The sequence below is a fragment of the Pararhizobium sp. P1_E7 genome, assembly GCF_056405855.1.
Map to the genome: position 1 here is coordinate 115,352 of NZ_JBFUBH010000004.1, position 21,635 is coordinate 136,986.

21 protein-coding genes are annotated in these 21,635 nt (G+C 61.1%); 12 read left to right on the forward strand and 9 right to left on the reverse strand.

Annotated features, from left to right (window positions below; translation table 11 throughout):
* Positions 1–13: 13 nt before the first annotated feature.
* The 4 genes from AC1D17_RS06560 to AC1D17_RS06575 are packed head-to-tail and all read left to right on the forward strand — an operon-like array spanning position 14 to position 3,015.
* Entirely contained in the window at positions 14–1,201 is a 1,188-nt protein-coding gene (locus AC1D17_RS06560; RefSeq protein WP_477564605.1) for an acyl-CoA dehydrogenase, read from the forward strand.
* Positions 1,202–1,209: 8 nt separating this feature from the next.
* A complete protein-coding gene (locus AC1D17_RS06565) occupies positions 1,210–2,394 on the forward strand; it encodes a CaiB/BaiF CoA transferase family protein (RefSeq protein WP_477564606.1) in 1,185 nt (394 codons plus the stop codon).
* A 45-nt stretch (positions 2,395–2,439) separates the two neighbouring features.
* The gene (locus AC1D17_RS06570; protein ID WP_264219844.1) at positions 2,440–2,634 is read left to right on the forward strand and encodes a type II toxin-antitoxin system VapB family antitoxin; all 195 of its coding nucleotides are present in this window, start codon (positions 2,440–2,442) and stop codon (positions 2,632–2,634) included.
* A gap of 6 nt (positions 2,635–2,640) precedes the next feature.
* Positions 2,641–3,015 (forward strand): type II toxin-antitoxin system VapC family toxin, encoded by a 375-nt coding sequence (locus tag AC1D17_RS06575; RefSeq protein ID WP_477564607.1) that lies wholly within the window; start codon positions 2,641–2,643, stop codon positions 3,013–3,015.
* Positions 3,016–3,031: 16 nt separating this feature from the next.
* Here AC1D17_RS06575 and AC1D17_RS06580 read toward each other — a convergent pair whose 3' ends face one another.
* Together AC1D17_RS06580 and AC1D17_RS06585 are read right to left on the reverse strand one after the other, a co-directional pair.
* On the reverse strand, positions 3,032–4,489 hold the full coding sequence (locus tag AC1D17_RS06580) for an NAD-dependent succinate-semialdehyde dehydrogenase (protein ID WP_477564608.1): 1,458 nt from the start codon (positions 4,487–4,489) through the stop codon (positions 3,032–3,034).
* 147 nt (positions 4,490–4,636) lie between these two features.
* Positions 4,637–5,905 carry a 4-aminobutyrate--2-oxoglutarate transaminase gene (locus tag AC1D17_RS06585; protein WP_477564609.1) on the reverse strand — a complete coding sequence of 423 codons (1,269 nt, stop codon included), beginning with the start codon at positions 5,903–5,905 and terminating at the stop codon, positions 4,637–4,639.
* Between the two features lie 500 nt (positions 5,906–6,405).
* On the opposite strand from AC1D17_RS06585, the gene AC1D17_RS06590 reads away from it, so the two are divergent.
* A complete protein-coding gene (locus tag AC1D17_RS06590) occupies positions 6,406–7,233 on the forward strand; it encodes a MerR family transcriptional regulator (protein WP_477564610.1) in 828 nt (275 codons plus the stop codon).
* A gap of 155 nt (positions 7,234–7,388) precedes the next feature.
* Positions 7,389–8,156, forward strand: a complete 768-nt coding sequence (locus AC1D17_RS06595) for an ABC transporter substrate-binding protein (protein WP_477564740.1) — start codon at positions 7,389–7,391, stop codon at positions 8,154–8,156.
* A gap of 68 nt (positions 8,157–8,224) precedes the next feature.
* Here the strand turns inward: AC1D17_RS06595 and AC1D17_RS06600 are convergent, their stop codons facing one another.
* Together AC1D17_RS06600 and AC1D17_RS06605 are read right to left on the reverse strand one after the other, a co-directional pair.
* Positions 8,225–8,659 (reverse strand): DUF1801 domain-containing protein, encoded by a 435-nt coding sequence (locus AC1D17_RS06600; protein WP_477564611.1) that lies wholly within the window; start codon positions 8,657–8,659, stop codon positions 8,225–8,227.
* 214 nt (positions 8,660–8,873) lie between these two features.
* Positions 8,874–10,166 carry a calcium-binding protein gene (locus tag AC1D17_RS06605; RefSeq protein WP_477564612.1) on the reverse strand — a complete coding sequence of 431 codons (1,293 nt, stop codon included), beginning with the start codon at positions 10,164–10,166 and terminating at the stop codon, positions 8,874–8,876.
* A 255-nt stretch (positions 10,167–10,421) separates the two neighbouring features.
* Here AC1D17_RS06605 and AC1D17_RS06610 point away from each other — a divergent pair, with 255 nt between their 5' ends.
* Positions 10,422–10,544 (forward strand): hypothetical protein, encoded by a 123-nt coding sequence (locus tag AC1D17_RS06610; protein WP_264219851.1) that lies wholly within the window; start codon positions 10,422–10,424, stop codon positions 10,542–10,544.
* Between the two features lie 34 nt (positions 10,545–10,578).
* On the opposite strand, the gene AC1D17_RS06615 is transcribed toward AC1D17_RS06610, so the two are convergent.
* Positions 10,579–11,961 carry a sensor histidine kinase gene (locus tag AC1D17_RS06615; protein WP_477564613.1) on the reverse strand — a complete coding sequence of 461 codons (1,383 nt, stop codon included), beginning with the start codon at positions 11,959–11,961 and terminating at the stop codon, positions 10,579–10,581.
* Positions 11,961–12,635: a response regulator gene (locus tag AC1D17_RS06620; RefSeq protein ID WP_477564614.1), complete on the reverse strand. Its 675-nt coding sequence runs from the start codon at positions 12,633–12,635 to the stop codon at positions 11,961–11,963. The genes AC1D17_RS06615 and AC1D17_RS06620 overlap by 1 nt, the downstream gene beginning before the upstream one ends.
* Positions 12,636–12,713: 78 nt before the next feature.
* Between AC1D17_RS06620 and AC1D17_RS06625 the strand changes: the two genes are divergently transcribed.
* From AC1D17_RS06625 to AC1D17_RS06645, 5 genes are all read left to right on the forward strand, one after another.
* On the forward strand, positions 12,714–13,781 hold the full coding sequence (locus AC1D17_RS06625) for an ABC transporter substrate-binding protein (protein ID WP_477564615.1): 1,068 nt from the start codon (positions 12,714–12,716) through the stop codon (positions 13,779–13,781).
* A 262-nt stretch (positions 13,782–14,043) separates the two neighbouring features.
* Complete coding sequence (locus tag AC1D17_RS06630; protein ID WP_477564741.1) at positions 14,044–14,988, forward strand: Bug family tripartite tricarboxylate transporter substrate binding protein; 945 nt, start codon at positions 14,044–14,046, stop codon at positions 14,986–14,988.
* On the forward strand, positions 14,985–15,476 hold the full coding sequence (locus AC1D17_RS06635) for a tripartite tricarboxylate transporter TctB family protein (protein WP_477564616.1): 492 nt from the start codon (positions 14,985–14,987) through the stop codon (positions 15,474–15,476). The genes AC1D17_RS06630 and AC1D17_RS06635 overlap by 4 nt, the downstream gene beginning before the upstream one ends.
* Positions 15,477–15,485: 9 nt before the next feature.
* Positions 15,486–17,003: a tripartite tricarboxylate transporter permease gene (locus tag AC1D17_RS06640; RefSeq protein WP_477564617.1), complete on the forward strand. Its 1,518-nt coding sequence runs from the start codon at positions 15,486–15,488 to the stop codon at positions 17,001–17,003.
* Positions 17,004–17,172: 169 nt separating this feature from the next.
* Positions 17,173–17,340: a hypothetical protein gene (locus tag AC1D17_RS06645; RefSeq protein ID WP_477564618.1), complete on the forward strand. Its 168-nt coding sequence runs from the start codon at positions 17,173–17,175 to the stop codon at positions 17,338–17,340.
* A gap of 111 nt (positions 17,341–17,451) precedes the next feature.
* Here AC1D17_RS06645 and AC1D17_RS06650 read toward each other — a convergent pair whose 3' ends face one another.
* From AC1D17_RS06650 to AC1D17_RS06660, 3 genes are all read right to left on the reverse strand, one after another.
* Entirely contained in the window at positions 17,452–18,525 is a 1,074-nt protein-coding gene (locus AC1D17_RS06650; protein ID WP_477564619.1) for a DUF475 domain-containing protein, read from the reverse strand.
* Positions 18,526–18,790: 265 nt separating this feature from the next.
* The gene (locus AC1D17_RS06655; protein ID WP_477564620.1) at positions 18,791–19,090 is read right to left on the reverse strand and encodes a hypothetical protein; all 300 of its coding nucleotides are present in this window, start codon (positions 19,088–19,090) and stop codon (positions 18,791–18,793) included.
* On the reverse strand, positions 19,090–21,393 hold the full coding sequence (locus AC1D17_RS06660; RefSeq protein WP_477564621.1) for an FdhF/YdeP family oxidoreductase: 2,304 nt from the start codon (positions 21,391–21,393) through the stop codon (positions 19,090–19,092). Before AC1D17_RS06660 ends, AC1D17_RS06655 begins: the two co-directional genes overlap by 1 nt.
* Positions 21,394–21,635 lie beyond the last annotated feature (242 nt).

The window sequence follows — 21,635 nt, forward strand, 5'->3', positions numbered from 1 at the left end:
ACGGGAGGAAGACATGGCTGCAAGACAGGAATTCCAGTGGGACGATGCATTTCTGCTGGAGGATCAGCTTTCTGAAGACGAGCGAATGATCCGCGATACCGCCCGCGCCTATGCGCAGGACAGGCTGCAGCCACGGGTGATCGACGCCTACCGCAACGAGACGACCGATCCCTCGATCTTCCGCGAAATGGGCGAACTTGGCCTGCTCGGCGTCACGGTGCCGGATACCTATGGCGGCGTCGGTGCATCCTATGTGGCCTATGGCCTGGTTGCCCGCGAGGTCGAGCGCGTCGATAGCGGCTACCGTTCGATGATGAGCGTGCAGTCGTCGTTGGTGATTTACCCGATCCATGCTTACGGCTCCGAGGAGCAACGCCAGAAATACCTGCCGAAACTGATCAGCGGCGAATGGATCGGCTGCTTCGGCTTGACCGAGCCGGATGCCGGTTCCGATCCCGGCGGTATGAAGACGCGGGCGGTGAAGACCGATGGCGGCTACCGGCTGAGCGGCTCGAAGATGTGGATTTCCAACGCGCCGATCGCCGACGTCTTGGTCGTCTGGGCGAAATCCGAGGCGCATGGCAACGCCATTCGTGGCTTCGTGTTGGAAAAAGGCACCAAGGGCCTGTCGGCCCCGAAGATCGGCGGCAAGCTGTCGCTGCGCGCCTCGATCACCGGTGAAATCGTTCTCGACAATGTCGAAGTCGGCGAAGATGCATTGCTGCCGAACGTCGAAGGCCTGAAGGGTCCGTTCGGCTGCCTCAACCGCGCCCGCTATGGCATTTCCTGGGGCGTGCTCGGCTCGGCGGAATTCTGCTGGCATGCGGCCCGCCAATACGGGCTCGACCGCAAGCAGTTCGGTAAGCCGCTGGCGCAGACGCAGCTGTTCCAGAAGAAGCTTGCCGATATGCAGACGGAAATCACGCTCGGCCTGCAGGCGTCGCTGCGCGTCGGCCAGCTGATGGATGCCGGCCGCATGGCGCCGGAGATGATCTCCATCGTCAAGCGCAACAATTGCGGCAAGGCGCTGGATATTGCCCGCGCCGCCCGCGACATGCATGGCGGCAACGGCATTTCCGAGGATTACCAGGTGATGCGCCATATGGTGAACCTTGAAACGGTCAACACCTATGAGGGCACCCACGACGTGCACGCCCTCATCCTCGGCCGCGCCCAGACCGGGCTGCAGGCCTTCTTCTGAGCGCCGGCATGGAAACGCCGCTGAAGGGCCTGAAGGTTCTCGAACTCGCCCGCATCCTGGCGGGACCATGGATCGGCCAGACGCTGGCCGATCTGGGCGCCGACGTCATCAAGGTGGAAAGCCCGGCCGGAGACGACACCCGCACATGGGGGCCTCCCTTTATCGAGAGCGAGACCGGCGGCCATCTGGACGCCGCCTATTTCCACGCCTGCAACCGGGGAAAGCGTTCCGTCATTCTCGATTTCACCACGGAAGAAGGGCAGGAAGCGGTGCGCCGGCTGGCCGCCCAGTCGGACGTGCTCCTGGAAAACTTCAAGGTCGGCGGGCTGGCGAAATACGGGCTGGATTACGAAAGCCTGAAAAAGGTCAATCCGCGGCTGATCTATTGCTCGGTCACCGGTTTTGGCCAGGACGGCCCCTATGCCCATCGCGCCGGTTACGATTACATTATCCAGGGCATGAGCGGCATCATGGATCTGACCGGCGATCCGCAAGGCGAGCCGCAGAAGATCGGTGTCGCTTTTGCCGATATTTTCACCGGTCTTTACGGCGTCATCGCCATTCAGGCAGCACTTCGCATGCGCGAGCGGACCGGCGCCGGCCAACAGATCGACATGGCTTTGTTCGACAGCATGACGGGGGTTCTCGCCAACCAGGCACTGAATTTCCTCGTCTCCGGACAATCGCCGCGCCGTCTTGGCAATGCACACCCCAACATTGCGCCCTATCAGGTGTTTCCGGTCTCTGACGGCCACCTGATCGTCGCCGTCGGCAATGACCGCCAGTTCGTCAAGTTCTGCACCCTGCTCGGCCTCGACAATCTGGCGACGGACCCGCGCTACCTGACCAATGCGAGCCGGGTGAAAAACCGCGACACGCTGACCCCGGAACTGACGGCGCGGACGGTGAATTTTAATCGCGATACGTTGCTTGCCATGCTGGAAGCCGCCGGTGTGCCGGGCGGGCCGATCAATACGGTCGCCGATGTGTTCTCGGATCCGCAGATCATTCACCGCGGCATGCGGGTCGATACACCGCATACGGGCTCGGCTTCAGGCACGGCGCCGGGCGTGCGCACGCCCATCCAGTTTTCGGATGCCGAACTGGCGCTCGAGCGCGGCGCTCCAAGGCTTGGGGAGCATACGCAGGAGGTGTTGGCAGGGATCGGGATGAGACCGGGCGCATTGAAATGAGCATCAATCGATGATAGATTTGATGCGCATGTTGGAGTGAACACGATGCGCACCACGATAGTTCTCGATGATGAATTGCTCGCCCGGGCGCAGGAGTTGACCGGTATTGAGGAAAAGGGCGCTCTTATTCGCGAGGCCCTGAAATCCTTGATAGAGCGTGAAGCAGCGCGGCGACTAGCTTTGCTCGGCGGTAGCGAGCCCGATCTCGAATATATCCCACGTCGTCGATCCTCAAAGTAGACAGTCATGGTTCTCATCGACACATCGATTTGGATTGACCACCTACGATTGAACGAACCTGAAGTGACAGATCTGCTTTTGCAGCGCAGATTGCTGATGCATCCATATATCATCGGCGAAATCGCGCTTGGGACGCTTCGAAATCGATCCGCGATTTTAGGAATGCTGGCGGAACTTCCGACCAGTCGCCTTGCCTCGCCGTCAGAGGTTCTTCGACTTGTCGACCAAAATAAACTCTTTGGTTTGGGAATCGGCTATGTTGATGCCCATATCTTGGCCTCATTGCGTCTCACGGCCAGGAGTCAGCTTTGGACGCGTGACAAACGGCTGCATGCCGCTGCGATGAAGCTGGGTCTTGCCCGGCCTTCGGCGATGCACTGACGGACAATCCACTCCTTCAAATATTCCCCATGCAGAGATATTTCATCTCCAGATAGTCCTCGGCGCCGTGGCGCGAGCCTTCGCGGCCGATACCGGATTGTTTGAGGCCGCCGAAGGGGGCGGCTTCGGAGGACATGCGGCCGGTATTGATGCCGATCATGCCGTATTCCAGCGCTTCGGCGACCCGCCATACCTTCTTCAGTTCGGTCGCATAGAAATAGGCGGCCAGGCCATAGATCGTGTCGTTGGCCTGCAGGATGACGTCTTCCATCGTCTCGAAGCGGATGATCGGTGCGACGGGACCAAATGTTTCGTCGCAGGCGACCAGCATGCCTTTGCCGACATTGGACAGCACGGTCGGCTCGAAGAAGGCCCCGGATACGCGCTTGCCGCCACAGAGAAGCTTTGCACCCTTCCCGATCGCGTCGTTCACATGCGTCTCGACCTTTTCGATCGCCCGGTTGTCGATCAGCGGACCGATGGTGACGCCGGGAGAAAAGCCGTCGCCCACCGTCAGCTTCGCCACTTCGGCGGCAAGTTTGCTGGCAAATTCGTCGTGAACGCGGCTCTGCACGTAGATGCGGTTGGCCGAGGTGCAGGTCTGGCCGGCATTGCGGAACTTTGCCTGGATGGCACCATCGACGGCCGCGTCGATATCAGCGTCGTCGAAGACGATGAAGGGGGCGCTGCCGCCGAGTTCGAGGCTGACTTTCTTGATCTGGTCGGAACATTGGCGCATCAGGATGCGGCCCACTTCAGTGGAGCCGGTAAAGCTGATTTTGCGCACCCTGGAATTGGTGCAGAGTTCACGGCCGATTGCATCGCCTTGCGAGGCGAGGATGAGGTTGAAGACGCCTTTGGGAAAGCCGGCGCGGATGGCCAGCGCGTGCATCGCCAAAGCCACCAGCGGGGTCTGTTCGGCGGGTTTGAGGACAATGGTACAGCCGACTGCCAGCGCCGGCGAAATTTTTCGCGCCACCATCGATGCCGGGAAGTTCCAGGGCGTGATCGTGCCGACCACACCGACCGGCTGCTTGATCACCATCATCCGGCGATCCGTCGAGGGCGCGGGGATCGTCTCGCCGTACACGCGCTTGGCCTCTTCCGCGTACCATTCGATATAGGCGGCCGCGTGCTGGACCTCGGAGCGGGCTTCGCTGAGCGGCTTGCCCATTTCCGCGGTCAGGATTGCGGCGAGATCATCGATATGGGCGATGACGAGATCATGCCAGCGGCGCAGGATCGTGCTGCGATCGCCGGCCGGGCGCTCGGCCCATGGAAATTGCGCCGCATAGGCATCATCGATGGCAGTGCGCGTTTCTGCGACGCCCATATCCGGCAGGGTGGCGAGCAGGGCACCGTTCGATGGGTTATGGACGTCGAAGGTTTTCGTCGAAGGTGCCGCCGGCGCATTCACCAGCCCGAGCAGATGCGGATCCCTGAGATGGGCGATCAATGTCTCGGTAAAGATCATCGGAGATCCTTTCTGGCGATCCGCGCAGACGGCGCAGGGCGGCATATTTCGTCGCGGGGACAATGCCGATAGCCGATAAAAGCAGCCGGGTCCATCGGGCAGCGTGGCGCTGCTGCCCGATGGAACATGTCAGGCCAACGCCTGAAATCAGGCGCGGGCTTCCAGGATCGAGGCTTCCAGAATGTCCATCGCTTCGGCGAAGACTTCATCCTGGATGGTGATCGGTGCGAGGAAGCGGATGACGTTGCCGTGCACGCCGCAGGTGAGCAGGATCAGGCCCTTCTCCAATGCGATCAGGCGGACGCGGTTGGCGAAGTCGGCACTCGGCAGGTTGGTCTTCACGTCGTTGAACTCGACGGCGTTCATGAAGCCCTGGCCGCGGATATCGACGATTTCCGGCGCCTGCTCAGCGATCGCCGCGAGGCGCTGCTTGAGGCGGCCGCCCAGCTGTTCGGCGCGTTCGCACAGCTTCTCATCCTCGATGATGTCGAGAACGGCGTGGGCAGCGGCAACGCCCATCGGGTTGCCGGCATAGGTGCCGCCGAGGCCGCCGGGGCCCGGAGCGTCCATGACCTCGGCGCGACCGGTCACGGCTGCGATCGGGAAACCGCCGCCAAGCCCCTTGGCCATCGTCACGAGGTCTGCGGCGACGCCGTGATGTTCCATCGCAAAGAGCTTGCCGGTGCGGGCAAAGCCGGTCTGCACCTCGTCGGCGATGAGAAGAATGCCGTGCTGGTCGCAGATCTCGCGGATCGCCTTGATGAAGGAGGTCGGCACCGGATAGAAGCCGCCTTCGCCCTGCACAGGCTCGATGATGATGGCTGCAACGCGGTTCGGATCGACGTCAGCGGCAAAAAGACGCTTCAGGGCAGCCAGCGACTGTTCGGCGGAAACGCCCTGCAGTTCCACCGGGAAGGGCACGTGGAAAACGTCGGCCGGCATGGCGCCGAAACCGACCTTGTAGGGCACGACCTTACCGGTCAGTGCCATGCCCATGAACGTGCGGCCGTGAAAGCCGCCGCCGAAAGCGACGACCGCCTGGCGGCCGGTTGCGGCGCGGGCGATCTTCACTGCGTTCTCCACCGCTTCAGCACCCGTGGTAACGAAGATCGTCTTCTTGGCGAAGTCACCCGGCAATATGGCATTCAACCGCTCGGCGAGCTCGACATAGTTTTCGTAGGGCACGACCTGGTGGCAGGTATGGGTAAAGCGGTCGAGCTGCTTCTTGACGGCTTCGATGACGCGCGGATGGCGGTGACCGGTGTTGACGACGGCGATACCGGCGGCGAAATCGATATAACGATTGCCTTCCTTGTCCCAGATTTCGGAATTCTCGGCACGATCCGCATAGATCTGCGTGGTCATGCCCACACCGCGGGAAATGGCTGCGTTCTTGCGATCGGTCAAACTGGTCACGGGTGTCATCCTGATGTTGCGTGGAGCATTTTCGGTTGCAGATTTCTCGGAAATCCTATATTTTTTCTGTAGGTTTGCAAATCAAATTTTGTGATTTGATCAGCACTGCCGGGAATGGATTTCCGGCCGGTAGGGGTGTTAGCCGGGTTGATTTTTTGATGGCGGCACCGCCTGCCTTGTGCGCCGAGGCGGAAACAGCAAGCATGGATGGCTTGAAGATGTCACAGGACGGCTTATACCAAGTCTCGATGATAGAGACCTATAGGATGGCCCATGGCTGATCTCTGGCTAGGCGCGGTGCGCAGTGCGATGCCGCCGCATCGGGCAAGCGGCGCAACACCGCCAGAGACCAGCCATGGGCCACCTTCGGCAGGCTTCTCGGCTTTTCTGGCGGCGTCGAGATCCTTGACCGATGCATGGGCATCGCTCCGCGGACCTCTCCTAGCCAGAAAATCCGATCGAGCCTGTCCTATAGGTTTCTATCATCGAGACTTGGTATTATGAGTGATGCCATGAAAATACGCTACAAGGTTGCGGAAGCCGCACGGCTTGCCGGCGTCTCCGCATCGACCTTGCGTTTGTGGGAGACGCAAGGCCTCGTCGTGCCGGACCGCTCGGCCACCGGGCACCGGCAGTATAGCGAGGGCGACGTCGCTCAGCTGAAGCGGATCTCGTGGTTTCGCGCCGAGCGCGGGCTCAATCCGGCCGCGATCCGCGAAGCGCTGGAAATGGAAGCGGGCGAGCCCGACGACGCCGGCCAGCCCACCACCGGCGATGCAGCACCGCAATCACAGGTCGGGCGCAAACTCAGGAGCTTGCGCCACGCAGCCGGCAAGACGCTGGAGCAGGTGGCCGGCGATGTCGGTATCGCAGCTTCGGTCCTTTCGACGCTGGAGCGGACTTCGCAAGGCGTGTCGGTCGCCGTGCTGCACAATCTCGCCGAATATTTTGCAACGACGGTTTCGAGCCTTTCCGGCGAAGACGAGCCGGACGTTCGTGCCTTGGTGCGCTCGGGAGAATGGCGGACCTGGCCGCGCACGACGCCGGGTGTGACCGTTCAGCTGCTGGCGGAAGGCCGCAACCAGATGGACTGTCATCGTTTCGTGCTTGAGCCGGGCGCCTCCAGCGAGGGAGCCTACAAGCACGAGGGTGAGGAATTTGTCTATGTGCTCTCGGGCCGGGTCGAGTTCGTGCTGGATTCCGATCAGTTTCACGATCTGAACCCCGGCGATTCCCTGTATTTCAACAGCCGCCGCCATCACGCCTGGTCGAACCGCCATGATGGCGAGACCGTACTCCTGTGGATCAACACGCCGCCGACCTTCTAGCGCTGTCCTTCGCGAGCTGCCCTTTTGACGATCAAGCGTATTTATACTCGCTATTGTCCCTATCTATTTCGTTTATGTGGTTTTCGGGCCTAGAGTTTCCATCAAGCACCGGCAAACGGTGAGCCAAGAAGGGAACTGAACGCGTGAAAAAACATATGATCGCACTGGCTTTGGCCTGCGCCGCTGCCTTTTCCATGACGCCTGCCAACGCCGCCGAAAAGCTCAGGATCGGCAMCGAAGGCGCCTATCCTCCTTTCAACTTCATCGACCCGGCCGGCAAGATCGGCGGGTTCGATGTCGATATCGGTCTGGCACTGTGCGCCAAGATGCAGGTCGAATGCGAAGTTGTGGCGCAGGACTGGGATGGCATTATCCCGGGGCTGATCGCCAAGAAGTACGACATGATTATCGCCTCGATGTTTATCACCGAGGAACGCAAGAAGCAGGTTGCCTTCACCGATCCCTACTACCTCGCCGCCATGACCCATGTCGCGGCAAAGGGGGCGGGCCTTACCGAATTCACCAATGAGGCGCTAAAGGGCAAGGTCATCGGCGCGCAATCCGGCACGACGCAGGCGGAGTATATCGCAGCCGTCTATCCGGATGCCGAGATCAAACTCTACCCGACGCAGGACGAAGCCAATCTCGACATGGCCAATGGCCGCCTCGACATGGAGGTCGGCGACATGCTGCCGATGCTCGACTGGGTGACGAAGAACAATGACGGCAAATGCTGCGAGCTGATCGGCGAGCCGATTACCGACAAGAAGTTCGTCGGCGAAGGCGTCGGGATCGCCCTTCGCCAGGAGGACAACGATCTTCGCGAGAAGCTGAACAAGGCGCTGGCCGACATCCGCGCCGACGGCACCTACAAGACGATCAACGACAAGTACTTCACCATCGACGTCTACAAGATGAGATAGGATCCGAAGCCGGGTTTGCGGGAAACCATCGGCATGATCGCGTTCTGCCACCGAGGTGGCGAACGGGGTCATGCCGAGCGCGTGTCCTCGTCCGCCTTCTGCCGATGATAGGTCAGTGCGGCGCGCAGGCAGAGCGCCAGCGGTTCCCGGCATATATCACCTGTTGCCGGGATGAGGAGCGCGCGCCGGCCCTCAAAGGCAAAGTTATCGGCAAAATGAGTACGAAAGGTGTCGATCAGCGTGGTCTTGCAGTTGACGAACACCGCGCACTGGCCGGGAGCTGACCTGGACACGCCCAGCCGGATGGTCGTTCCGCTTTTGCTTGCTTCGGTCAGATAGGCGGGTTCGCCCCATTTGAGCGTTTCGGTCAGCGGGCCGACACCTTCGGTTTCCGCCGCAACGGCAAATATGAGATCACGGATCTGCAGCAGCCGTAGCTTAATCGGCTCGGGGTATCGTCCAAGCGCCTCGACGACAACTGCGGGAACAGGATGGCTCGTCATTGTGCGCTCCTGACAGGCAACTGCCCCAGTTCCTGCCGCGGCCTATTTCGTCACGTCGATGGCGACGCGCCGCTAACCTGCCCCGCAACGATCTCTTCCGCCAGTTGCGGCAGGCGCGACAGCGGCTCGCCCGTCGTCATCGCCGGCGAGCTGCCGGCGGTCGAGGCTTTCCGCCAGAGCCCCTGCCGCGCTCGGCATGCGGCCGGCTTTCCAGCTATACGATGAAAAAGTCCGCCGCAGTCAAAGACAAGCCGCCGTCAAGTTTGGCGAACAGCACTTTGGTCCCAGCGCCGCTGCCGTCCGGATCATAGTAAAGATTACCGGTATCGGTTTCATAGATGATCCGGTCGTCCGCTTGCGTTGCGCTGCCGTTGAGGTTCTTGGCGAACTGCGCAGCCGTTAACACTCCAGTGCCCACAAGCTTGGTGAAAACCGCATTCTCCAGCCTGATCGTGTCGTCCACAACGACAAAATCGTCGATGGTGTCCACATTGGTGGTGCCGTTCAGTGTAGAATTGAACAGGAATGTGTCTTTCCCGGCACCGCCGACAAGCAGGTCATTTCCGAGACCGCCGGCAAGCTGATCGTTGCCAGCGTCTCCTCGAAGTTCGTTATGGACCGAGCTGCCGGCCAGTTTGTCGGCCAACGCGGTTCCACGCACGGCTTCGATGCTTATAAGCGTGTCGGCCTTGCCGAAGCCGTCGATGGCCGTCCCCTTGCCGAGATCCACGGTTACGCCAGCGCCGCCGCCGAGGAAGTTGGCGTCCCTGTGATATCGCACGACGTCAAATCCACCGCCGCCATCAATCGTATCTTTTCCGCCAAGACCCATAAACTCTTCGGCACGCGTGCTGCCTTTGAATACGTCTGCAAACTGGGTGCCGCGAAAGCTTTCGAAGTTCTTGAAAGTCTCGCTGTTACCATAGGGGTCAATCACGGTTCCGGCCGTTGCGTCGAGCGAAATCCCGCGATAGGCATCGGCGTTGAAATAAGCGTCTCTGAAACTAAGCTGGTCAGAGATGCCGGTTCCGCCATCGTAGGTGTCCTTCCCCTCGCCCCCCTCGACGAAATCGTCGCCGCCGCCTGCGTTGATCACATCGTTACCGCCGTAGGCGAAAATATCGTCGCTGCCACTGGAGCCGGTAATCGTGTCGGCGCGGTTCAGCAGCCAGCTGTCCAGATTCTGACTGAAGGGATAGGCGTCCACAAAAGTCTGCATCGAAATGTTCAATGTCAGCTTCTGCAGCACTGCTTTTCCATCGGCGCTGAGAATTTCCAAGGATGTCAATGTTCCGGCATCCGTAAGGTCGCCGTTAGCGTCGGCGATAAAGCCGGTGCCCTTGGCCCGAAGTATCAGTCCGTTTTCGAGCCGCAACGTCGCCTGGGTCGATGTTGGAATTCCTATGTTCGTTGTTGCCCCGGTCCCAACCAGCTCCCCGAATCCAGGATTATAGTCGAGCCCAAGCGGATAAGTTGAATTGACATAGTAATAATTAAGTGTCGCCATATCTAATCTCCATGAAATGGTGACAAGTTAGCTATTTCATGGTTTTTGTAAATAGGCTTGGAGTTACACGCAAGGATCAGGACTCTGGTCAGCAGGCTATCCAGCATCCAGCGATCGTAAAACCACCTACAACAATGCACGCCTGCCCAATTGACCTGCCATGTTTGCCACGCAGGGCAGCTCTGACTCTATCGCCCTGGCGGAATAACTGGCGATCTGCTATCTGACGCTCGCAACAACCCTATGGAGCCTATCATGTTTTCGCAGCGCAAGCTGTCGAGCCCGTCTGATCGCGGTTTTGTCCAGAAGATCTGGAACGCGATCCTTCTCGTTCAGACCCGTGAAACGACCTCGCTTATGACAGGCCGCAACCGCTAGGCAGCGACCGGGCCGATCAATGCGGCCGGGCCAGCTATTGCGGCGGGAATGTCACCGAGGCTTTCAGCCCCTTGCCCTCCGGCCCTTCGCCCAGCTCAAGATGTCCGCCGAACAGTCCGGCGATTTCTTCGACGATCGGAAGTCCCAACCCCATCCCCGGTGCTTGCCCGCGTCCGCCGCGCGCAAAACGCTGGCGCACGACCTGCCGGTTCTCCGGCGGGATGCCCGGGCCGTTGTCTTCGACGTCGAGCCGGACTCCGTCCGCTTCGGTTTCGACCCGGACCGTAACCTCCGCCCCCTTGCCGGCATAGGCGATGGCGTTTTCGATCAGATTGCGCAGAAGCTCGCCGATCAGCAGCGGTTCCGCCCGGATCAGCGCCTTGCCATCCCCCTCGAAACCGAGATCGATGCCCGCCTCACCGGCACCGGGCACGCGGTCGCCGGTAATCTGCTGCGCCAGCGCTGTCAGGTCGATGATCTCGAGCGGTTGCGGTTCTGTTGAGCCGGCGGCATCGATCTTGGCCATCAGCAGCAGCTGCGCCAGGATGCGTTCGGCGTGGGCGACCGCTTCGTCGCCCTTGCGGGCGGCGGCCTGCGCCTCCTCCAGCGTCGTCGCGCGGGCCGACAGTGCAAGCTGGGTGCGGATGATCGCCAGCGGCGTGCGCAGCTGGTGACTGGCATTGCCGGAAAAGTGGCGCAGCGCGTCGAGCGCCGATTGCAGCCGCACCATGAAGGAATTGACCGTCTCGACCAGCCCTTCGACTTCGCTCGGTACCGATTGATCGATCGGATGCAGATCGTCGGGGCTGCGTTCGGCAATGGCATCGCCTAGGCGATAGAGCGGCCGCAGCGAAAAGGTCACCGCGATCCAGACGATGGCCGCGGCACCCAGGATCATCATCATCAGCCGCAACGCCGAGCGCAACAGGATGGCCTGCGTCAACTGCCGCCGGGCTATCGTCGTTTCCGCAACGGTCACGACGAAGGGAACGGAATTGATGCCGGTCGAGGCAGATCGTTCAAGGGCAGCGACCCGGATCGGCTCGCCACGAAACTGCGCATCGGTATAGACAGCCGACTGGCCGTTGAGATCGGCGACCGAGGGCAGGTTCTGGTAGCCGGTGATGAACTGGCCAGGTGGCCCATCGACCCGGTAAAAGACCCGGTCCTGTGCGGCCGAGGTCAGCATCTCGAGCGCCACATAGGGGATATCAACCTCAAGCGAACCATCTTCGGCGACCACGACCCTTTCGGCGATTGCCAGCGCCGAGCCGGCAAGAACCCGGTCGGAGACGATGTTTGCCGTCTTCACTGCCTCGCGATAGGTGTCGATCAGGGCAAGGGCACCGATGACGACGGTCGAGATCAACAGCCAGGCCAAAAGCCCGCGGCGCAGGGAATAGGCACGCCGTGCCATCAGGCGCCTGCCATCTTGTCGAGATAGTAACCGATGCCGCGCGCGGTGCGCACCGTCAGCCCGTGCGGCGCCAGACGCTTGCGCAACCGGCTGACATATTGCTCGATGGCATTGGCACTGAGATCATCGTCAAAGGCGGTGAGCGACTGAATGATCGCCTCCTTGGCGACCACCTTTCCAGCGCGCATGAACAGGATTTCCAGAAGCCCGAGTTCGCGGGCCGGGATATCCAGGGTGACGCCTCCGGCTGAAAATGTTCGCGAATTGAGATCGAACGATACGCCACCATAGCTGACAAGCGACGAGCGAAGTCCAGCCTGCCGGCGCAGGAGGACGCGCACACGGGCCTCGAATTCGCTGATATCGAACGGCTTGATCATGTAGTCGTCGGCACCGAGATCGAGCCCCTTGATCTTCTCCTCCTGCGTACCGCGCGCCGTCAGGATCAGCACCGCAGCCTTGTTCTGCCGCGCCCGCATCGAGCGCAAGACATCGAGGCCGTCCATTTCCGGCAGGTTGAGATCGAGGATGACGAGATCGAAGGTTTCCGTGGCGGTCACCGCGTTGGCCGAGGCGCCGTCATGAACGACATCGACCGCATAGCCGCTGCCGCGCAGAATGGTGCCGAGCCCTTCCGAAAGCGCCGTATTGTCCTCGACCAGTAGTATCCGCAAATCCGCTGTCTCCCTGATGCCACTCTATCGGGCGCGCTGACGCTTGTGAACGGGCGGAGGCTGCGGCAATATCGTTTTATGCGCGTCCTTCCCCTCCTCTGTCTTCTCTGTGGATTTTCAATACCGGCCGCCGCCCAGCCAACGCTGTTTCCAGCGCGTTCGGGCGATGCGGCAGCACCAACCGTCGTGGTCTATTCCTCGCTCGACGAACCCTTGGCGCGGCCGATGATCATCGGCTTCCAGACCGCCAATCCGGATGTGGCCGTGCGTTACGAGGACATGCTGACCGGCGAGATCTACGACCGGATCGTCAAGGAAACCGACGCCGGCGAAAAGACAGCGGATTTCGCCTTTTCCTCGGCGATGGACCTGCAGGTGAAGTTGAGCAATGACGGCTATGCCCAGCGCAGCGACCTGCCGATGAGCGGCCGCTGGCCGGCCTGGGCCAACTGGCGCAACACGGCCTATGCGCTCACCTTCGAGCCGGCTGTTTTCGTCTATCACAAGCCGAGCTTCACCAAGGAAAAGCCGCCATCGACGCGGGCCGAGTTCGTCGATTATCTGAAACGCCAGGGCAGCGCCGTATTCGGCAAGATCGGCACCTACGATATCGAGCGATCCGGCGTCGGCTTCCTGTTCATGGCCCGCGATCAGGAGCAGTTCGGCGATATCTGGTCGGTGATCCAGGCGATGGGCGCGGCCGGGGTCAAGCTCTATTCCACCAGCTCGGCCATCCTCGAGCGCGTCTCCGACGGCCGCTTCGTGCTCGGCTACAATATTCTCGGCTCCTACGCCGCCGATTGGGCCGCACGCCATCCGGATGTCGGCATCGTGCTGCCGCGCGACTATACCGTCGTCATGTCGCGCATCGGGCTGGTGCCGCAGGCCGCGGCAAGGCCGGACCTCGGCCGCCGTTACTTGGAATTCTTCATGTCGGAGGAAGGCCAGACGATCATGGCGCGCGAACTGCAGATCCCTGCCGTCAGCCCGGATGTGGCCGGGGTGAACACCGCCAACACGATGCGCGAAATGCTCGGTGGCCAGTTGAAGCCGGTTCCGGTCAGCCCCGGCCTGATGGTTTATCTCGATCAGGTCAAGCGAGCGCGGCTGATTGCCCGCTGGAACGAAGTTTTGCGGCTCCAGTAGACGACGACCCAAAATTAAGGGACATTAATGTGGCAAGGTCCCGCCCGATGTCAGGTAAATGTCAGCTTCATATGGTGCCTTGCAGTTCTTCATCGTCCGTGGAGGCGGGTGATCGAGGCGTATGGGAGGAGTATCACCAGACCCGGCGTACCGGCGAGCCTGAAAGGCTGCCGCAGTTGGCTCGACCCGTGAACCACCCCCGTCCGCAAAGATGAACAATATGCGCGCCACGCAACCGGTGCGCCTGACGGAGGACTATCCTTTGAAACAGTTTATTCTGGCATCCATTCTCGCCGGCGCACTCGCCTTGCCGGCTGTTGCCGCTGACTACACGATCATCGCGCCGGCCAATCCGGGCGGTGGCTGGGACCAGACGGCCCGCTCGATCCAGTCGGTGATGCAGCAGGAAGGCATTTCCGGCAACGTCCAGGTTCAGAACGTGCCTGGCGCCGGCGGCACGATCGGCCTTGCACAGTTCGCCAGCCAGTCGGCCGGCAATCCCAACGCGCTGATCGTCGGCGGCTACGTCATGGTTGGCGCCATCCTGACCAACAAGTCGCCGGTGACGCTCAACGACGTGACCCCGATCGCACGCCTCACCGGCGAATACGAAGCCATCGTCGTTCCGGCCGATTCGCCGCTGAAGACCATGGGCGACCTCGTCGAAGCGCTGAAGAAGGATCCGGGTTCGGTCTCCTGGGGCGGCGGTTCTGCGGGCGGCACCGACCATATCGCAGTCGGCCTGATTGCCAAGGCGGCCGGCGTCGATCCAACCAAGATCAACTACATTGCGTTCTCCGGTGGCGGTGAAGCGCTGGCCGCTATCCTCGGCAGCCAGGTAACGGCCGGCATTTCCGGTTACGGCGAATTCGAAAGCCAGGTGAAATCAGGCACGCTTCGTCTTCTCGCCGTATCGAGCGCCGAGCGTATCGCCGGCGTCGACGCACCGACCATCAAGGAAAGCGGCCTCGATGTCGTGGTTCAGAACTGGCGCATGGTTGCCGCTGCTCCCGGCCTGACCGACGAGCAGAAGACTGCGGTTTCGGCCGACATCGAGAAGCTGGTCAAGTCGGCCAGCTGGCAGGAAACCCTGAAGACCAAGGGCTGGCAGGATACCTATCTCGCCGGTGACGCCTTCAAGGAACAGCTTGCCAAGGACGTATCCGCAACCGAAACCGTCCTCAAGGACATTGGTCTGGTAAAATGAGCAAGGGCCACACCCCTTCGACGCAGACACGCCGCCCTGACAGGGCGGCGCTTGTCATTGCCGTCTTTCTGGCCGGTCTTGCCGGGCTGATCTTCTGGGACACGTCGCGGCTGGCAAATGCCACCGGCTATTCCGGCATCGGCCCTGCGACCATTCCTTTCGTCATTGCCGCAGTATTGCTGCTTTTGGCTGCCTGGACCGTCTTCGAAGCGCTTCGCGGCGATTTTCCGGCACGTGAGCGCCAGGAGTTCGGCCCGGTGATCTGGATCATCGGCGGTCTCGCCGCGCAGATGCTGACGTTGAAACCGCTGGGTTTCTCGATCGCCACCGGTCTGCTTTTTGCTGCGACCGCGGCCGGGTTCGGAAAGCGGAAGCTGTGGTTCACCATCCCGATCGGCATCGTCCTCTGTCTTGGCGTCTGGCTGGTCTTTGCCGGGCTGCTGCAACTCTCGTTGCCTGCTGGTCCGCTTGAACATCTGTTTTGGTAAGGCCCTGACATGAATACTTTCGAATTCCTGCTACAGGGGCTGCTTGTTGCCGCCCAGCCAATGAATCTCCTCTATGCGCTGATCGGCGTGACACTCGGCACGGCCGTCGGCGTCTTGCCGGGCATCGGCCCGGCGCTTACCGTCGCACTGCTGCTTCCCGTCACCTACCGTCTCGATCCCGGCGGTTCGCTGATCATGTTTGCCGGTATCTATTACGGCGGCATGTACGGCGGTTCGACCACGTCGATCCTTCTGAACACGCCCGGCGAAAGTTCATCGATCGTCACGGCGCTGGAGGGCAACAAGATGGCCCGGGCCGGACGCGGCGGGCCCGCGCTGGCAACCGCCGCCATCGGCTCGTTCGTCGCTGGCCTGATCGCAACCCTCGGTCTTGCCTTTATCGCGCCGTTCGTCGTCAAGCTGGCGCTGGTTTTCGGTCCGCGCGAATATTTTGCGCTGATGGTGCTTGCGTTCGTTACCGTGTCATCCGCCTTCGGCGATTCGACGCTGCGCGGTCTGACCTCGCTGTTCATCGGCTTTGCGCTTGCCATCATCGGCATCGACCAGTTGAGCGGCCAGGCGCGCATGAGCTTCGGCATTCCCGATCTGCTCGACGGCATCGAAGTGACGACGCTTGCCGTTGCCATGTTCGCCATCGGTGAATCGCTCTATATCGCCGCACAGGGCGATCAGGGGCCGGACAAGGTCGAGGCGGTCAAGGGATCCGTCTGGATGACCGGCCAGGACTGGGCACGCTCCTGGAAAGCATGGCTGCGCGGAACGGTCATCGGTTTCCCGATCGGCGCAATGCCGGCCGGCGGCGCCGAGATCGGCACGTTCCTGTCCTATGCGACTGAAAAGCGGCTGGCGAAGCATCCGGAAGAATTCGGCAAGGGTGCTATCGAAGGTGTTGCTGGTCCGGAAGCGGCCAACAACGCCTCTGCCGCCGGCACTCTCGTGCCATTGCTGACGCTCGGCCTGCCGACGACTGCAACGGCAGCGATCATGCTGGCCGGCTTCCAGCAATATGGCCTGCAGCCCGGTCCGCTGTTGTTTGCGACCAATCCGCAGCTCGTCTGGGGCCTGATTGCGTCCCTGCTGATCGCCAACTTCATGCTGCTCGTTCTCAACCTGCCGCTGGTGGGCCTATGGGTGAAGCTTCTGACGATCCCGAAGCCCTGGCTCTATGCCGGCATCCTGTTGTTTGCGACGCTCGGCACCATCGGCGCCAACCCGTCGGTGTTCGAACTCGGCATGCTGCTCGCCTTCGGTGTTCTCGGCTACGTCATGCGCATCTTCGGCTATCCGATCGCACCTGTCGTTGTTGGCCTCATTCTTGGACCCTTGGCCGAGCAGCAGCTTCGCCGCGCGCTGGCGATCAGCCAGGGCGATGTCACGGTGCTATTCACATCGCCGGTCGCAGCCGTCCTCCTGACGATTGCCGCTGCCGCCCTGATCGTTCCGCTGATCCTGCGGGCACGCGGCCGTGGTCAGGTGCTCTCACAACTGGCTGCCAGCGAAGATTGACGGTTCCTCCCAAGATCGTCACAGAAGAAGGCCCGGTTAGCTGATGTTAGCCGGGCCTTTTCTATTTGCATGGCTGGGATGAATTCCTGTGCGTTGTAAACAGGGGTTGAAAGCTTCATATTCCTGTCATCGAACAACACGATGAACAACTTAGGAAGTGAGTAAAGAGATGAGTGCCCGTAGATCTGCCCGAGGCTTTTTCGGTAATGCCATCGCCATCTTCGGCGCGGCCACGGCCGCTGCCGCAGCAGTAGAGGGCAACCGCCGTCCGCTGGACCGCGACCTCTATACGCTGGGCATCAACCCGGCGAACTTCAAGTCCGTCAAGCGCGGCTGAACGAAGTTGGGCGTGTCCTGAGCGACGCTGCCACGTGACCTTTCAGACCAACACATGAAAAAACCGCCAATCTTGCGATTGGCGGTTTTTTGTTTGGTCCGTACCGAAACGTTATCCGTTGGCCTGGATCTGTTCGGTGTGTGCGCGCCGGTTATGCCGGATCGACGACCAGAGTGAGATGCCGATCAGGGCAGCGCCGCCAAGACCGGTGATCACTTCCGGGATATGCACCAGCGTCTGGCAGTACATGATCACCGACAGGATCAGGATCGCATAGAAGGCGCCGTGTTCCAGGTAGCGGTATTCGGCAAGCGTGCCCCTCTCCACCAGCATGATGGTCATCGAACGCACATACATGGCGCCGATGCCAAGCCCGATGGCGATGACGAAGAGGTTCTGCGTCAAGGCGAAGGCGCCGATCACGCCGTCGAAGGAGAAGCTGGCATCCAGCACTTCCAGATAGATGAACGCACCAAGGCCGCCCTTTGCCGCAGCACTCATTGTCTGCTGCGATGCATCGAGCAGGCCGCCGACCACTTCGACCGCAAGGAAGGTCAGGAGACCGTAGATGGCGCAGTAGACAAAGGTCGTGGCTTCCTCGCCTTCGAGGAAAGAGGAAAACACCAGGATCAGCACAAGCACAAAGGCAATTTCGACACCCTTGATCGTCGCGAAGCGCGACATGCCGCTTTCCAGTGCCTTGATCCAGTGCACGTCCTTCTCATGGTCGAAGAAGAATTTCAGGCCGACCATCATCAGGAAGGTACCGCCGAACGCAGCGATCGGCAGATGTGCCTCGTTCATGATGCGGGCATATTCTTCCGGACGCGAGGCGGCCAGCACCAGCGCGTCGATCGGCCCGATATTGGCGGCGATGACGACGATCAGCAGCGGGAAGACGATGCGCATGCCGAACACGGCAATGATGATGCCCCAGGTGAGGAACCTTTGTTGCCAGACCGGTGTCATCTCCTTGAGCTTGTTGGCGTTGACGATGGCGTTGTCGAATGAAAGCGAAATTTCCAGCACGGCAAGAACCGTACAGACGAAGAAGACCGTGGCCATGCCGCCGATCGTTCCTGTGGTCGTCCAGCCGAGCCAGGCGCCGAGCGCAAGGCCTGCCGCCGTGACGATGAAGGCCCATTTGAAATAGCCGAGTGCCGAAGTCTGGGGAGCGGTGGTCATGGCCGCACCTCCGATCCGGTAAGGCTGGAGGACATGGCTGAACAGATGGAAAAATCCCGCATGCCACAATAGGCATGCGAAGAACGCATGAGGTGGAGTGTCATTGTGCTTATAGTCCGCCGGCTTATTTGCGGGTTGATACCGACATCACGAGAGCGCCGTAGATTCTCGCCAGAGGGGCCCGGTATCAGGTTTGCTCAGCAGGCGTGTTGAAAATGCCCTGCACTGCGGAGTCCATCCTTACTTAGCGATCCCGCGTCGAAGGTCAAGGGCGCAGGCGGCAAAGCGTCTCGCCTTTTACCGTAAGTTTGAAATGCGTTCTCTGCGTGCGGGTCTCGCGGTGCGTGATTTCGACCGGCGCGTCCGGTCCGGTGAGCTGGTTGATCTCGCGCAGGACGAGGGCATGGGCGATGCCGGACAACCTTGCGAAGGTGCGGCTGTCGGCGGCGATTCCTTGGTGAGCAGCGGCAACGATCCCGGCCGCCAGCGATGAAAGCGCCGGATTTTGCCTGCGTATAGCCTCAAGGCATGCAACGAATTCTGCCTCTGCAGGAAGCTCCGGCATCAGGCGGCATGTGCGGACGTGGGGCGGAACGATACCATGATCGATTTCGATGTCGGCGTGTCGCTCTCATCACCGGCGCTTGACAGGGGAACGAGCACGTTGAGTTCCGGATAGTAGCCGGCAACGCAGCCGCGCGGAATGTCGTAGGGCACCAGCCGGAAATCGCTGGCAACGCGGGAAACACCGTCGTCGTGCCTGCCGATCACGTCGGCACGGTCGCCGGCTTCCGCGCCGATTTCAGCCAGGTCGGCCGGGTTGATGAAGACGACGTTGCGCTCGCCGTAAACGCCGCGATATCGATCGTCCATACCGTAGATCGTCGTGTTGTACTGATCGTGCGAGCGGAACGTCTGGAGCACGAAGACACCGTCCTGATCGCGGGCGACCTGGTGCTCGACGGCGTCCGGAAGCTGACCGGCCCAGAAAGTCGCGTGACCCGCCGGTGTTTCCCATTCGCGGTGGGAAGCAGCATTGCGCAGGTGGAAGCCGCGCGGTTTGCGGACGCGTTCGTTGTAGTTTTCAAAGCCGGGGATGACATTGGCGATATGGTCGCGGATCAGGTCGTAATCGTCGGCAAGTGCTGCCCAATCGACCTTTGCCGAGCCGACGGTTGCAGCGGCAATGCCGGCGATGATCGCCACTTCCGAGCGCAATTCCGGTGACGCCGGTTTGTTGATGCCGCCGGAACCATGCACCATGCTCATTGAATCCTCGACGGTGACGATCTGGCTGACGCCTTTCGAGTTCCGGTCGATCTCGGTGCGGCCAAGGCAGGGCAGGATGAAGCTGGTTTCGCCCGGCATCAGATGCGAATGATTGAGCTTGGTGGCGATGTTGACCGTCAGCCTCTGCGTGGACAACGCTTTCGCGATGATCGGGCTGTCCGGCGTGGCGCGGGCGAAATTGCCGCCAAGGCCGATAAAGGCCTTTGCCGAGCCGTCCAGCATGGCGCCGATCGCAGCCAGCACATTGTGACCCTCCTTGCGCGGCGCCTCGAAATCGAATTCCTTTTCCAGCGCATCGAGAAAGGCCGCGGGCGGATTCTCGTTGATGCCGACGGTGCGGTCGCCCTGCACATTGGAATGGCCGCGCACCGGGCAGAGACCGGCGCCAGGCTTGCCGATATTGCCGCGCAGCATCATGAGGTTGGCGATCTCGCGGATGGTGATGACCGAATGCCGGTGTTGCGTCACACCCATCGCCCAGGTGCAGATCACCCGTTCGGCGCCGAGATAGGTAGCGGCCGCCCGTTCGATCTCCAGCCGCGTCAGGCCCGACTGGTCCTCGATCTCATCCCATGTGGTCGCATCGACGGCGGTGCGATAGGCTTCGAAGCCCACCGTGTGCTGGCGGAGAAATGCATGGTCGAGAACGGACGGCAGACCGGCTGCGAGGGCTGCGTCGTCGGCCGCGAAAACCGCTTTCGCCATGCCGCGCACCGCCGCCATGTCGCCGCCCAGCCGCGGCTGGAAATAGTCGCTGGCAATGTCGGTCGAGCCGCCACGCAGCATTTCCAGCTTGTCCTGCGGGTCGGCGAAGCGTTCCAGCCCGCGTTCGCGCACGGGATTGAACACCGCGATCTTCGCACCGCGTTCGGCGGCGCGGCGCAAATCGCCCAGCATGCGCGGATGGTTGGTGCCGGGATTCTGGCCAATGACGAAGATGGCATCGGCCTTCTCGAAATCTTCGAGCAGCACCGTGCCCTTGCCGACACCGACCGCCTGTTTCATGGCGATGCCGCTTGCCTCATGGCACATGTTGGAGCAATCGGGAAAATTGTTGGTGCCGTAGAGCCGCACGAAAAGCTGGTAGAGAAAGGCGGCTTCGTTCGAGGCGCGGCCAGACGTGTAGAATTCCGCCCGGTCCGGCGTGTCGAAGCTGTTGAGGATTTCACCGATCCCGGCAAAGGCGGCCTCCCAGCTGACGCGGACATAGGTGTCGCTCGCACGGTCGTAGCGCATGGGATGGGTGAGCCGGCCCTGCTGCTCCAGTTCGTAGTCGCTCCAGGCTTGAAGGGCGGTGACGGTATGGGCGGCGAAGAAGTCGGGCGGCGTGCGCTTCTCGGTCGCTTCCCAGGCAACGGCCTTGACGCCGTTTTCGCAGAATTCGAACGAGGACCCGTGCTCCGGATCGCCCCAGGCGCAACCGGGGCAGTCGAAGCCATCCGGCTGATTGGCTTTCAACAGGGCCCGGGCGCCCGAAAGCGGCGAGCCGCTTTCCAGAAGCCGTTTGCCGCAGCTCTTCAGCGCACCCCAGCCGCCTGCTGCTTTGGAGCGTTTGCCGATGAAAACAGTCTTGCCCATAAGTGTACAAATCCCCGGCCGCGGCCGATAGAAGAAACTGTCGTAAAAATCCGATTTTCGAAGGCTTTTTATGGAATTTCTCCATTCATTCAAGAGCCTCCCTCGCATGTGGCGATAGGAGATTTCTATCGTTGGGCAGGCAATGGAGCATCCGGAGCATGCGGCAGCTGCTGGCATTCCAATTGTTGATGGACCCATGCTATTTCGCGACTGGATCGCCCGGCCGGAATGTGCGACTGGCA